Here is a 12414-nt window from a genome sequence, read left to right on the forward strand (position 1 = left end):
AGCATCGAATGTGCCATTCAGCGGGAAAAAGGTTCTCGGGGTGCTCTCGCGCTGCCTTAGCGTGCCGGTTCCGGGCACGCCGGCCTTCCAGCGCCGCCCGCGGCTATCCAGGAGGAGTCTCTGTGTCTCTGCTCAAAAACCGACTGTCCGCGATGATCGGTGCGATCATCGCGGCGATGGCGATCATCGCAGCCGGAAGCGGCAGCGCGGTCGCCGCGCCGCACACCGGTGAAATGTTCCTCACCTTCATCCGCCACGGCGAATCGGCCGGCAATGCTTCCGGTCTGATCGATACCTCCACCCCTGGCCCCGAGCTGACCGACAAGGGCTGGGCCCAAGCCACCGCGGTGGCGGGCTACCTGGCCGATTGCCAATTCGACGGAATCTTCGCGTCGACGATGATCCGGACCCAGCAGACCGCGATGCCGACCTCCGATCGGTGTCAGCGCCCGGTAACCGTGGAGCCGGGTATCCACGAGATCGAGGCAGGGATTTACGAGGGCCGCCCGGAGCACGAGGCCGGCCAGGGCTACTTCGAAGCACCGATCCAGTGGATCCAGGGCAATCTGGACGCCCGCATCCCCGGCTCGATCAACGGTCACGAGTTCGAGAAGCGGATGGACGACTCGATCCGGGACATCCGGAACCGCGGCAGCAAGCGTCCGATGATCTTCTCGCACGGCGGCGCCATCATGATCTGGACGATGCTCTCCGTCTCCGACCCGGACATGAGCAAGCTGCAGAACGACCCGTTGCAGAACACCGGCCGGGTGGTTGTGAAGGGCACCCCGGACAAGGGCTGGCGGCTCGTGTCATGGGATGGCACCCCGGTCGGCTGAACCGGACAGGGTGTTCCCCGACCCTCCGCGCGCGGGCGGCCGGGGGACATCGCCGGTGGTCCGGGTGCCACCGACGCGCGGCGAACCGGATCCAGTGGGCAGGCTGTCTTCGGCACCCGGTGCTGTTGTGTCCGGCTGCATCACCGATAACGAGCGGCGAGCCCGCGGCGGTGGTCAGCGGGTGAGCCGTACAGGGAACGGTTGAGGGTAGCGCGTTTGAGGTACCGGTGGATTCCGCTCTCCCAGGTGTAGCCGATCCCGCCGTGCAACTGCATCGCGTCACCGGCGATCCGGACCGCGGCTTCGCCGGTGAACGCTTTCGCCATACTCACCGACCGGCTGCTGTCCGGAGCGCCGGTGGCCATGGCCGTCAGAGCGGCGGTCACCAGTTGCCGGGCGACGGTCGACTCCACCAGCATGTCGGCACAGGCGTGTTTTACGGCTTGGAAGGAACCGACGGGGCGGCCGAACTGTTCACGGACCCGGGTGTAGTCGACGGTCGCCTCCAGCATGGCAGCTGCGAGGCCCAGGCTGTCGCAGGCCACCGCAAGGGCGGCGCGGTCGTAGAGATCCCGCAGCGGACGCGCCGCGCCGGGAGCGAACGGGACGAACGACTGCGGGGCCGAGACCACATCCAGGGCAGTGACCTTGCCGAGTGAGCGGGTCTCGTCGACCACCGGCTGTGCGGTGATCTGCAGCCCCGCGGCACCGGGGTCGACCAGGGCGATACCGGGGGCACCGCCGGGGGCGTGGACGGGGATCAGCAAGACCGTGGCTGCGGGGGCATCGAGGACGAAATCCGCTGATCCCGACAGCAGGGTCGCCTTACCGGTTTGGACCAATTCGAAGGTGGGTACTATGCCTCCGGTGCCGGCACAAGCCGTTTCGCCGCCGGCCGCCGGCACCATGTTTCCAGCGAGTACCGCCACGGGCCGCGCAGTTCCCGCGACGGTTTCGCGCAGTACGACGTCGCGGCGGGTAGTCGGTTCCAGTAAGCACAGGGCGCCGATACCCGCCGCGGCGACGGCGGGATACGGGGTGCGGGCCGCGACCCGGCCGATCTCCTCGAGCAGAATCGCCGTTTCGGTGAACGTCGCTGCGGTTCCGTCGAAGTCGTCCGGTATCTCGAGCCCCGTCCACCCGGCGCCGGCCAAGGCAGACCATTCCACCGCCGCGTCGCCGGTCTTCCCGAGCAGTTCTCGTGCCACGGTGCGCAGTTCGTCGTGGAATTCGGCGAAATCGTCGCTCATCATGCTCCCGCCGGTTCTCTGGGCAGGCCCAGCCCGCGTTCACCGATGATCGTGCGCTGGATTTCGCTGCTGCCACCAGGGATCGTCCATTCCCAGGAGCCGACGAAATCCAGGACCCAGGCGCCGGATTCCCAACCGCCCGACATCGGTTTGCGCACAATGGTCTGGCCGGGAAGTCCACTGATTTCGGCACCGAAATCGGTCATCCGCTGCAGGAGTTCGCTGTAGTACAGCTTGACGATGGAGGCGTCCGCAGGCCCGGCGGTGCCCGCATCGTGGCGTTCGACCAGATCGCGGCACAGGACGCGGAGACCGGTCAGCTCGGTTTCCAGCCGGGCCAGCCGATCGGTTGTCGAGGGATCGTCGAGGGCGGGCCGGCCGAAGGCGCCGGGTTTGCGGCATTCCTCGACCAACCAGCGGAACCCGGCGTTACCGAGACGTTCCGCGAGTTCGAGCATGGTGAGGCCACGTTCGGCACCGAGGGTCTGTTGCGCCAGTTGCCAGCCGCGGTTCTCGGCGCCGAGCAGATTCGCGGCGGGGATCCGCACTTCGTCGAGGAAGATCTCGCAGAAATGCGATTCACCGGTGGCCTGCCGGAGGGGCCGGACCTCGATACCGGGGCTGCGCATATCCATCAGGAAATAGGAGATGCCTCTGCGTTTGGGCGCTTCCGGGCCGGTGCGGGCCAGCAGCAGGCACCAGTCGGCGTATTGGGCGCCGCTGGCCCATACTTTCTGGCCGGTGACCAGGTAGTCGTCGCCGTCGCGGCGGGCAGCGGTGCGCAGCGCGGCCAGATCGGAACCCGCACCCGGCTCGGAGAATCCCTGCACCCACAATTCGCCGTCGAGGATCGCGGGCAGATGCCGCTGCCGCTGCTCCACGGTCCCGCCGGCCAGCAGGGTAGCGGCCGCGTGGTGGATGGCAACGAACGCCAGCACCAGTCGTGGAGCGTCGTGCGCGGCGAGTTCCTGATACAGCACGATCTGTTCGGAGATCGGCATACCGCCGCCGTATTCGCGTGGCCAGTGCGGGACGGCATAGTCGGCAGTGCGCAGTTCCTGGAACCAGTTCCGCTGAAAGTTCACGAATTCGGCGTCGGTGGCGCCGGTCTGGGTGGCGCGCCACTCCGCGGGAACATGTGTGCGGCACCAATCCCGCACGGTGGCACGGAAGTCCGCGAGATCGGTGGCGGTGTCGGCGCCCACGTTACCGCCGTGCCCGTTCGCGTAGTGCTTCGAGGCGTTCCCGGTGTTCCGGGGATTGCATGGTGACCACTTCGGCCGCGAATCCGGCTTGCAGCGGACCGGCCAGGGCCTGCGAGAGATACATGTTCACCACCCGTTTGGTACTGCTCAGGGCGTTCTGCGGTTGTGCCGCCAACCGCTCGGCGAGACGGTGCGCGGCCGAGAGCAGATCGTCGGCGGGCACCCTCCGGCTGGCCAGCCCGAGTTCCACCGCTGTGGGAGCGTCGATCCGGTCACCGGTGTAGAGGTATTCGCGGGTGCGCAGAATCGGGGTCAGCAGCGGCCAGAACGCGGCGCCGCCGTCGCCGGCCACCAGACCGACCGCCACATGCGGGTCGGCGAGATGGGCGCGGTCGGAGATGAGGACGATATCGCAGAGTATGGCAATACTGGCCCCCAGTCCGACGGCCGGGCCGTTGACCGCAGCGATCACGGGCAGCGGGCAGCGCAGCAGTTCCTCGATGATCTCCGCGCCTTCGCGGATGCTCTCGTCGCGTGCCACCGGATCGTCGAGGAACGAGGTGATCCAGTCCAGATCGCCGCCGGCGCTGAACGCCCGGCCCGCACCGGTCAAGATCACCACGCGCGCCGCGGTATCGGCTGCCAGTTGCCGCCACACCTGCGCCAGCGCCCGATGTAGGTCCGCGTTCACTGCGTTCAGCTCGTCCGGCCGGTTGATGGTGACGGTGCGGATCGGTCCGGCACCGCTGACGGTGAGGACCTCCGGCAGGTCGTATCGCATCGGTCTCATACTCCCGTCGGGCCGGAGAACAGGCCCGCCAGCCCGCGGCGGCCGATCCGGCCGGTCAACGCCTGCTCGGTGCCGATGGCGCCGAACGGCAGGCGCCGCAGCGGGAGACTATAGCGGGACAGCCAGGACAGCGTGGTCTCATCGCAGAACCCGGCCGCACCGTGCAGCTGATGGGCCACCCGGAACACGATATCGGCCGCCTCGATCGCGGCCAGGCGCAAGGCGAGGGCGTCGTCGATCGCTTCGGGACGACCGGATTGGATGCTCCACAGGGCGTACCGGGCGAGCAGGTCGACTCCCCGCCGCTCGACCTCGGCATCGGTGAGCTGGAATTGCACGCCCTGGAATTCGGCCAGTGGGCGCCCGAACTGTTCCCGGATCCGCACATGCGCCCGGGTGAGTTCGAGGGCCCGGTCCAGCATGCCCAGCAGAGTCCAGCAAGGAAGCGTCAGCGCGAGCGCGAGGTCCGCGCTGCCGTCCCCTTCCACGGGAAGGATGGTCAGCGGGACGACGAACGCCGACTCCCGCGCGGACTGCGCGTTTCCGGACGGGGTCGCCGCCCCGCGCTCCCCCGCCATGGTCACGGTCGCCCAACGGAGGTCGGTACCCAGCACCGGACCCGCGGGTTCGGGCCCGGACACCACGATCAACCCGTCGTGATCCGGCTCCTCCGGCCGCGCCAGCCGATCCGCCACCGGGTACGGAGTCGCCCAGTACCCGGCGGCCCGGCATACCGCCGCGGCCGCCTCGAGCTCCACCGGATCGTGCCGCGGTGCCAGCTCCCAGACACCGAGTTCGCCGAGCACCGGTTCCACCATCTCGCCGCGGCTGCCGGGCGCCCGTTCCGCCCGCTGCACGAGTTCGTCGCCGCCTGCGGCGCCGAGCGCCCGCACCACTTCGCGACCGAAAGCCTCTGCTTCCGCGGTCAATTCGATATGCAGTTCATGGTCCGCGCGCGCCGAGGTGTAGCCGCTGTCCGCGACCGTCGCGGCCCCAGGCCCGGAGTCGCCGGAGCGCGTTTCCCGTCGACTGGGTGTAGTCACGCTGTCCTCCTCCGCCGGACGCGGTACCCCTGCCGGTTGTGGGCAGCTCGCGCGTCCTCCTGCGTTGTCCGCACCGGCTCGGTTCGCGACGATCGTCCGCCGCACCACGAACCCGGACCCGGTGCCGATTCGGTCGCCCGGAGACAGATCCCGGGTCTCGACCGGCCACCGCATCGTGTACATCCGACGCCACCGGTCGTGATGTTTCCGTTCCTGGGTCGGCGGGTCTCCTCCCGGGCTGCGCCGGAGGAGAATGCGGCTGACGGTCTTCGGTGCACCGAGACGGCCCCGCGGCAGACGCCGGAATGGCTGTACGCGTCGACAGCCGGGGCCCGCGAGCCGGCTCCGCGCAGGCCGGCGTCCGCGCCACAATTTCGGCTGCCGCGGCAGGCGAACCGCTCACGACCGGACCTGTCCGGTGACCGGGCCGGGATTGTTCGCGCGACCGGTCCTTCCCGCGGCGGCACCCCTCGCCGGGGCGGCGAGCAGTTCCCGCGCCAGCAGGATGCGCTGCACCTCGATACTGCCGGACGCCACGGTGGCGGCATTCGCGTAGCGCCAGTGATCGTGCACGGCACGCTGGAACCGCCGCCTGTCGTCCGTATCACCGGGGACGGTCGCGGCCAGTTCCACCAGCACTTCGGCGCTTTCCTGATCCAGCCGGGTCACCGCGATCCGATAGGCCGCGGCATCCCCCGGCACGACCGTGCCTGAATTCTGCAGCGAGATCACCTGGTAGGCCAGCAGCCGGGCCCGGCGGCAGCGCATCAGCATGCGCGCCCAGCGGCCACGCAGAGTCTCCGGAATCTCGTCCCAGTATCGGCCGAGAATTTCGGGCGCGGTGTGCAGCAGCCGCTCACAGCGGGCGTAGCGGGCGATACCGACCCGTTCGAAGGCCAGCACCTCTTGGACCACCGACCAGCCGTCGTCCACTTCGCCCAGCACATCGGCCTCGGTCGCCCGGACTCCGTCGAAGAACACCTCGTTGAGGTGGTGCGGTCCGAGCATTGCATCGATGGGCCGGACGGTTATCCCGGGATCGGACATCGACAGCAGGAACACGGTGAGTCCCTGTTGTTTACGTCCTTCGTTCGACGTCCGGGCCAACAGGAAACACCATTGCGCCATGGTGGCGTAGGAGGTCCAGATCTTCTGCCCGGAGATGGTCCAGCCGTCACCGTCGCGCCGGGCGGTGGTCCGCAGCGACGCCAGATCGGATCCGGCCTCGGGCTCACTGAATCCCTGACACCAGATGGCCTCCCCGCGGGCGATCGGCGGCAGATGTTCGCGCTGCTGTTCGGCCGTTCCGTGCCGCATGATCGTCGGCCCGACCCAGTTCACACCCATGTATTGCGCACCGCGCGGTTCGTGCTGCGCCCACATCTCCTCACGTACCACGGTCTGCTCCCAGATCGAGGCACCGCGCCCGCCGAACTCGTGCGGCCAGGCCAGGCAGAGCAAACCACGTTCGGCCAGCGTCGCGCAGAAGCGCTGAGCGACGGCGAGATCCGCGGGATCATCGGTGAAGGCACCCAAATAGCCGGAAGGGACCTCGGCGGCGATCAACCGGCGTAGCTCGCCGCGGAGCTCCCCGGCGGCCGCGCCCATGGTGAAGTCCATGGGCGTACATTACGTCAATCTTAACAAGGATTGCAATGATAACCGGCCGCAAGGGCCCGCATCGACAGCCCTATTGCGCCTGAGCAGCAGCTACAGAGAGACAGAATCGGGCCAATCGGTCGACATCCTCCGGCGCCGGTTCCGTGTTCGACCACAGATACTCCGACAGCTTGCCGACGATCGCGTAGGCAACCAAGCCCGCACAGGACTCCGGCTCCCGCACTCCGAGCCCCTCGAACGGCTCGTAGAGCAGGACCGCCAGTCGTTGCGGCGCCGAACCGGCCTGCCCCGACACCAGGTCCGCGCCGAGCGCACCGGTCTGGCACAGCACCGCCCGGGTATCGGCCGCGCTCGCCGGTTCGGCCTGGGCCAGGATCGCCGCCACCCAGCTCCGCACTCGTCCCTCCGGCCCCGATTCCTTCGACATCCGATGCGTGACATAGTCCGCGAGCCGCTCCACACCATCCGCCAGCACGGCCGCCATCAGCGCATCCTTCGACCGGAAATGCCGATAGAAGGCATCGTTGGACAACCCGGCGGCCGCCACGATATCGGCGACCCGCGGGCGGGCTTTCGGACCAGCCCGCCGCACCTGATCGAGCGCGGCATCGAGCAGCCGGCGGATCTCGCCGGCGTATTCGGCCTCCCGTTCGGCCACCGCCTTCCGAGCGATCCGTCCGACCAGCCCCAACTCTGGAAGAATTGCATTCTTGTCCACAAGAAGGATATTCTCACCGAACGAGAGGAGTCGCAAATGGCATGGGATTTCGAGACCGAACCCGACTTCCAGGCGAAGCTGGACTGGGCCGACACCTTTGTCCGGGACGAGGTCGAACCCCTGGATCTGGTGTGGCCGCATGAACAATTCGTTCCCCTCGAGGGCGCCCGTAGAGCGGCGATAGATCCGCTCAAACAGCGGGTGCGGGAACAAGATCTATGGGCGACCCACCTCGGCCCGGAACTGGGCGGTCAGGGGTACGGGCAGCTGAAATTGGCACTGCTCAACGAAATCCTGGGCCGCAGTTCCTGGGCGCCTATCGTGTTCGGCTGTCAGGCCCCCGATACCGGTAACGCCGAGATCATCGCCCACTACGGCACCGAAGCGCAGAAGCAGCAGTATCTGCAGCCGCTCCTCGACGGCGAGCTGTTCTCCTGCTATTCGATGACCGAACCGCACGCCGGCGCGGACCCCACTCTGTTCCGTACCCGCGCCGAGCGCGACGGCGCCGACTGGGTGATCAACGGCCGGAAATTCTTCTCCTCCAATGCCCGTACCGCATCCTTCCTGATAGTCATGGCGGTGACGAATCCCGGCGTGAGCCCCTACCAGGGGATGTCGATGTTCCTGGTCCCCGCCGACACCCCCGGTATCGAGATCGAACGCAATATCGGACTCGCCGGTGAACCACTGAACGACGGCTCGCACGCACTCATCCACTACGACAATGTCCGGGTACCCGCCGAATCGTTGCTCGGCGGCGAGGGCCAGGCGTTCGTCATCGCACAGACCCGGCTCGGCGGCGGCCGGATCCACCACGCCATGCGCACGATCGGACTCGCGCAGAAGGCCGTCGACATGATGTGCGAACGCGCATTGAGCCGGGAAACCGCGGGCAGCCGGCTCTCGGACAAACAGTTCGTCCAAGGCTATATCGCCGATTCCTACGCCCAGCTGAAACAGTTCCGGCTGCTGGTCCTGCACACGGCCTGGGAAATCGACAAATACAACGATTACAAGAAGGTCCGCAAGGATATCGCCGCGGTGAAGGTCGTGATGCCGACCGTCCTGCACGATATCGCCTGGCGGGCCATGCAGATCCACGGCGCCCTCGGCACCACCAACGAGATGCCGTTCTTCACCATGATCCACGGCGCCGGGGTGATGGGGCTGGCCGACGGGCCCACCGAGGTCCACAAGATGACCGTCGCCAAACAGGTGCTACGCGACTACCGGCCCAGCGACGACGACTGGCCGACCGAATGGATTCCCCGGCGGCTCGCGGCAGCCCGCGCCAAGTACGCCGAATACCTGGACACAGAGGCGGAGAACCTGTGATCGACTTTGCGCCATTGGCGAATTGGATGGACGAATCCGGCCTTCCGGGCAAGGGCGAACCGTTGCAGACCCGGTTGCTGTCCGGCGGTACCCAGAACGAAATCTACGAGATCACCCGCGGCGAGCATCGGTGCGTACTGCGCATTCCGCCCGTCCACGCCCCCGCCGACCGGGACAAGGGCATCCTGCGGGAATGGCGGATAATCGAGGCCCTGGACGGCACCGATGTCCCGCATACTCCCGCCGTGGCCGTATGCACCGATACCGCCGTGCTCGGCCGCACCTTCTACCTGATGGGGTTCGTGGACGGCTGGTCGCCGATGGATCATCGCCGGGTCTGGCCGGCACCCTTCGATACCGACCCCGCCGCCCGCGCCGGCCTGGCCTATCAACTCGCCGAGGGGATCGCCCTGCTGTCCACCGTGGATTGGCGCGACCGGGGCCTGCACGATCTGGGCCGGCCGGACGGCTTCCACGAACGTCAGGTCGCCCGGTGGACCGGCTTCTTCGACCGGATCAAAGGCCGCGAACTCGACGGCATGGACACCGCGACCCGCTGGCTGCGCGAACACCGTCCGCTGGATTACCGCCCTGGCCTCATGCACGGCGACTACCAGTTCGCCAATGTCATGTACCGCGACGGCGCACCCGCCCGGCTGGCGGCGATCGTGGACTGGGAGATGGGTACCGTCGGCGATCCGAAGCTGGATCTGGCGTGGATGGTGCAGGGCTGGCCCGCCGATACCTCCGCACCGGACGACTCCGGGTATGTGGATATGCGCGATATGCCCTCGCGTGATCAGGTGGTGGCGCATTATGCGGAGGTGTCCGGACGCCAGGTCGATGATCTCGACTACTACCTGGTGCTCGCCAAATGGAAACTCGCCATCGTGCTGGAACAGGGTTTCCAGCGCGCGGGCGATGATGTGAAGCTGCAATCCTTCGGCCCGATCGTCCCCGAACTCATGCGGTCGGCCGCCGAACTCGCCGAAACAACGGAGTACCGCTCGTGAGTACTGACGAATTCCTGGTCGAATCACGCGGTGCGGTCACCGTCCTCACCCTGAACCGGCCGCAAGCCCGTAATGCGCTGAACGGGAACCTCATCGCCGGTATCGGCGCCACCGTGCTGGCAGCCGAGAAGAATCCCGAGATCCGGGCGCTGGTACTCACCGCGGCCGGGGAGAAGGCGTTCTGCTCGGGTATGGATCTGCGAGCATTCTCGGGTGGTGAAGACGTGGGGTTCAGCGATACCCCGGAGAACCGCGCGTTCCAGCGCCTCACCCGCGGCAAGGTGGAGGTTCCGGTGATCGGCGCAGCCAACGGCACCGCGGTGGGCGGCGGCCTGGAATTATTGCTGGGCTGTGATCTGATCGTCGCCGCGGAGACCGCGAAATTCGGGCTGCCCGAGGTGCAACGCGGACTGTTCCCCGGTGGCGGCGGCACCTATATCGCCGAGCGGATACCCCTCGGCCTCGCCCTGCAACTCACGTTGACCGGCGACTACATCACCGCGGCCCGCGGTTACGAGATCGGCCTGTTCAATGCGGTGACACCCGCGGACCAGGTACTCGGCACCGCAATCGCGTTCGCCGAACGGATCGCCGCCAACGGACCGTTGGGCGTCGCGGCGTGTAAGGAACTCGTGCGGTTGTCGGTCACCGACCCCGGCAACGCAACCGAACGGTTGCGGCACTGGCAAGGGGTGGTCTTCGCCAGTGCCGATGCCAAGGAGGGCGCCATGGCGTTCATGGAGAAGCGAGAGCCGGTGTGGCAGGGGAAGTGACCGTCCGGGCGGTGGTCTGTCCCGAATACGGGACACCGGACGTCCTGCGAATCGAGCAGCGGCCCGTACCCGTGCCCGGAGCGGGGCAGGTACGGGTGCGAGTGCGCGCCGCGGCGGTGAACTTCCCGGATGTGCTGTTGATCGGCGGCAAGTATCAGATCGCCGTGCCGCCCCCGTTCGTGCCCGGGAGTGAATTCGCCGGGGAGATCGTCGAGCTGGGTCCTGGGTGCGCGGGCCGGTCGGTCGGGGATCGTGTCACCGGCACCGGGCTCTACGGCGCTTTCGCCGACCAGATCGTCTCTCCCGCCGAGAATCTCACGCCCGTTCCGGACGGCGTGGACGATCACACGGCGGCCGCGTTCGGTGTCGCCTACCGTACCGCCTACCACTGCTTGCGGTCGGTGGCCCGGATAGGCCCGGGCGATATCGTGATCGTGCTCGGTGCCGGCGGTGGTGTGGGGCTGGCGGCCGTGCAACTGGCGGTCGCGCTCGGTGCGGAAGTGGTCGCGGTGGCCTCCTCGGCCGCCAAACTGGCCACCGCCCACTCCTACGGCGCGACCCGCCTGATCGATCACCGTGATGGCACGCTTCGCGAACAACTCCGTACGGCCGTCCCCGACGGTGCCGCCGCGGTCCTCGATCCGGTCGGAGGCGACCTGTCCGAACCCGCCCTGCGTTCACTGGGCCGGGGCGGACGTTTCGTCACCATCGGCTACGCCTCCGGGACCGTACCTCGCATCCCACTGAACCTGGTGCTGGTCAAAGGGTTACATATCCTGGGATTCCAGTTCCAGGACATCGAGCCCGCCGAATTCGCCCGCAACGAGCAGGAACTCACCGACCTGCTGGCCTCCGGCCGCATATCCCCCCATATCGGCGCCGTGTTCCCCCTCGAACAGGCGGCCGTGGCCCTCGGCGAGGTCGCGGCCGGGCGAGCGGTCGGCAAGATCCTCCTCGACCCGGCCGCCTGACCTCACGTTTGCTCGTAGTTGCCGAATATCGCATCCCGGAACTCGGGACCGAGGCGGAAACCGTACCGGACGCGCTCGCCTTCTTCGAGCGGTCACTCACGACCGACCGGCGGCTCGGGCCCAGTACCGGCACGCACGGTGACCGATGAGTTCGGCTCCGCCGCGTCGTCTGAACGAACGGAGGGCTACCCTTCCGAGCCGGCCGCGCGGGGCCTCGACGCGCACCGGCCTGCCGATACGGGGCGCCGGAGTACAGATGGGCAAGGTCGCCTGGGGATTCACCTGTTCGATCGACGGGTTCATTGCTGGACCGGGGCACGATATGAGCTGGCTTTCGGCTACGGAGCCGTCCGCTCCGGATACCACCGCACAACTGGCCGCGGAGGTCGGCGTGATCATCTCGGGGCGGGCCGGCTACGACGCCGCAATCGCCCAGCGCGATGAACGCGACGAGCTGACCTCCGCGGCCTACGGCGGTGCATGGTCGGGTACGGAAATCATCCTCACGCACCGCCCGGAAGAACTGGCCGATGATCGGTCCGTGGTCGCGCTGAACTGCGATATCCGCGAGGCCGTGCGCCGCGCGCAGGAAATTGCCGGTGACCGGGATATCCAGATCATCAGCGCCGATATCGCCCGCCAGGCCCTCGAACACGACCTCATCGACGAGTTGCAGGTTTTCGTCGCCCCGGTCTTCCTCGGCGACGGCATACGGATCTTCGACGTGCCCGGCGGGCGGCGGATCGACTGGGAACTGATCGAGATCTACGACCACAGCCCGCGCAGCTTCGGCCGCGCCTACCGCCCGAAGAAGCGCTGAGCCGCAGCGTCGAACCGCCGCGGCGGACGGCTCG

At 67.7% G+C, this 12414-nt stretch carries 12 protein-coding genes; 6 read left to right on the forward strand and 6 right to left on the reverse strand.

Features of this window, described 5'->3' with window-relative positions; genetic code table 11:
- The first annotated feature begins 122 nt into the window (after positions 1-122).
- Positions 123-839: a histidine phosphatase family protein gene (locus NFL01S_RS14705; protein ID WP_157116540.1), complete on the forward strand. Its 717-nt coding sequence runs from the start codon at positions 123-125 to the stop codon at positions 837-839.
- 140 nt (positions 840-979) lie between these two features.
- Here the strand turns inward: NFL01S_RS14705 and NFL01S_RS14710 are convergent, their stop codons facing one another.
- From NFL01S_RS14710 to NFL01S_RS14735, 6 genes are all read right to left on the reverse strand, one after another.
- The gene (locus NFL01S_RS14710) at positions 980-2089 is read right to left on the reverse strand and encodes an acyl-CoA dehydrogenase family protein (protein ID WP_063915944.1); all 1110 of its coding nucleotides are present in this window, start codon (positions 2087-2089) and stop codon (positions 980-982) included.
- The gene (locus NFL01S_RS14715) at positions 2089-3294 is read right to left on the reverse strand and encodes an acyl-CoA dehydrogenase family protein (RefSeq protein WP_062975480.1); all 1206 of its coding nucleotides are present in this window, start codon (positions 3292-3294) and stop codon (positions 2089-2091) included. Before NFL01S_RS14715 ends, NFL01S_RS14710 begins: the two co-directional genes overlap by 1 nt.
- Before the next feature lies 1 nt (position 3295).
- Positions 3296-4075 carry an enoyl-CoA hydratase/isomerase family protein gene (locus NFL01S_RS14720; RefSeq protein WP_062975482.1) on the reverse strand — a complete coding sequence of 260 codons (780 nt, stop codon included), beginning with the start codon at positions 4073-4075 and terminating at the stop codon, positions 3296-3298.
- Between the two features lie 5 nt (positions 4076-4080).
- Positions 4081-5025 carry an acyl-CoA dehydrogenase family protein gene (locus tag NFL01S_RS14725; RefSeq protein WP_062975909.1) on the reverse strand — a complete coding sequence of 315 codons (945 nt, stop codon included), beginning with the start codon at positions 5023-5025 and terminating at the stop codon, positions 4081-4083.
- A 501-nt stretch (positions 5026-5526) separates the two neighbouring features.
- Entirely contained in the window at positions 5527-6747 is a 1221-nt protein-coding gene (locus tag NFL01S_RS14730; RefSeq protein WP_062975484.1) for an acyl-CoA dehydrogenase family protein, read from the reverse strand.
- A gap of 70 nt (positions 6748-6817) precedes the next feature.
- Positions 6818-7465, reverse strand: coding sequence for a TetR/AcrR family transcriptional regulator (locus NFL01S_RS14735; RefSeq protein ID WP_245670695.1), 648 nt, complete (start codon positions 7463-7465; stop codon positions 6818-6820).
- A 36-nt stretch (positions 7466-7501) separates the two neighbouring features.
- On the opposite strand from NFL01S_RS14735, the gene NFL01S_RS14740 reads away from it, so the two are divergent.
- The 5 genes from NFL01S_RS14740 (at position 7502) to NFL01S_RS14760 (ending at position 12380) form a co-directional block, all read left to right on the forward strand.
- The gene (locus tag NFL01S_RS14740; RefSeq protein WP_062975486.1) at positions 7502-8803 is read left to right on the forward strand and encodes an acyl-CoA dehydrogenase family protein; all 1302 of its coding nucleotides are present in this window, start codon (positions 7502-7504) and stop codon (positions 8801-8803) included.
- Between the two features lie 26 nt (positions 8804-8829).
- Positions 8830-9816 carry a phosphotransferase family protein gene (locus NFL01S_RS14745; RefSeq protein WP_062975488.1) on the forward strand — a complete coding sequence of 329 codons (987 nt, stop codon included), beginning with the start codon at positions 8830-8832 and terminating at the stop codon, positions 9814-9816.
- The gene (locus NFL01S_RS14750; RefSeq protein ID WP_062975490.1) at positions 9813-10589 is read left to right on the forward strand and encodes an enoyl-CoA hydratase-related protein; all 777 of its coding nucleotides are present in this window, start codon (positions 9813-9815) and stop codon (positions 10587-10589) included. The genes NFL01S_RS14745 and NFL01S_RS14750 overlap by 4 nt, the downstream gene beginning before the upstream one ends.
- The gene (locus NFL01S_RS14755) at positions 10574-11560 is read left to right on the forward strand and encodes an NADPH:quinone oxidoreductase family protein (RefSeq protein WP_245670696.1); all 987 of its coding nucleotides are present in this window, start codon (positions 10574-10576) and stop codon (positions 11558-11560) included. The genes NFL01S_RS14750 and NFL01S_RS14755 overlap by 16 nt, the downstream gene beginning before the upstream one ends.
- Before the next feature lie 256 nt (positions 11561-11816).
- Complete coding sequence (locus tag NFL01S_RS14760; RefSeq protein ID WP_062975494.1) at positions 11817-12380, forward strand: dihydrofolate reductase family protein; 564 nt, start codon at positions 11817-11819, stop codon at positions 12378-12380.
- The last annotated feature ends 34 nt before the right edge of the window (positions 12381-12414 follow it).

The sequence above is a fragment of the Nocardia flavorosea NBRC 108225 genome (assembly GCF_001613385.1).
GTDB classification, from domain to species: Bacteria; Actinomycetota; Actinomycetes; order Mycobacteriales; family Mycobacteriaceae; genus Nocardia; species Nocardia flavorosea.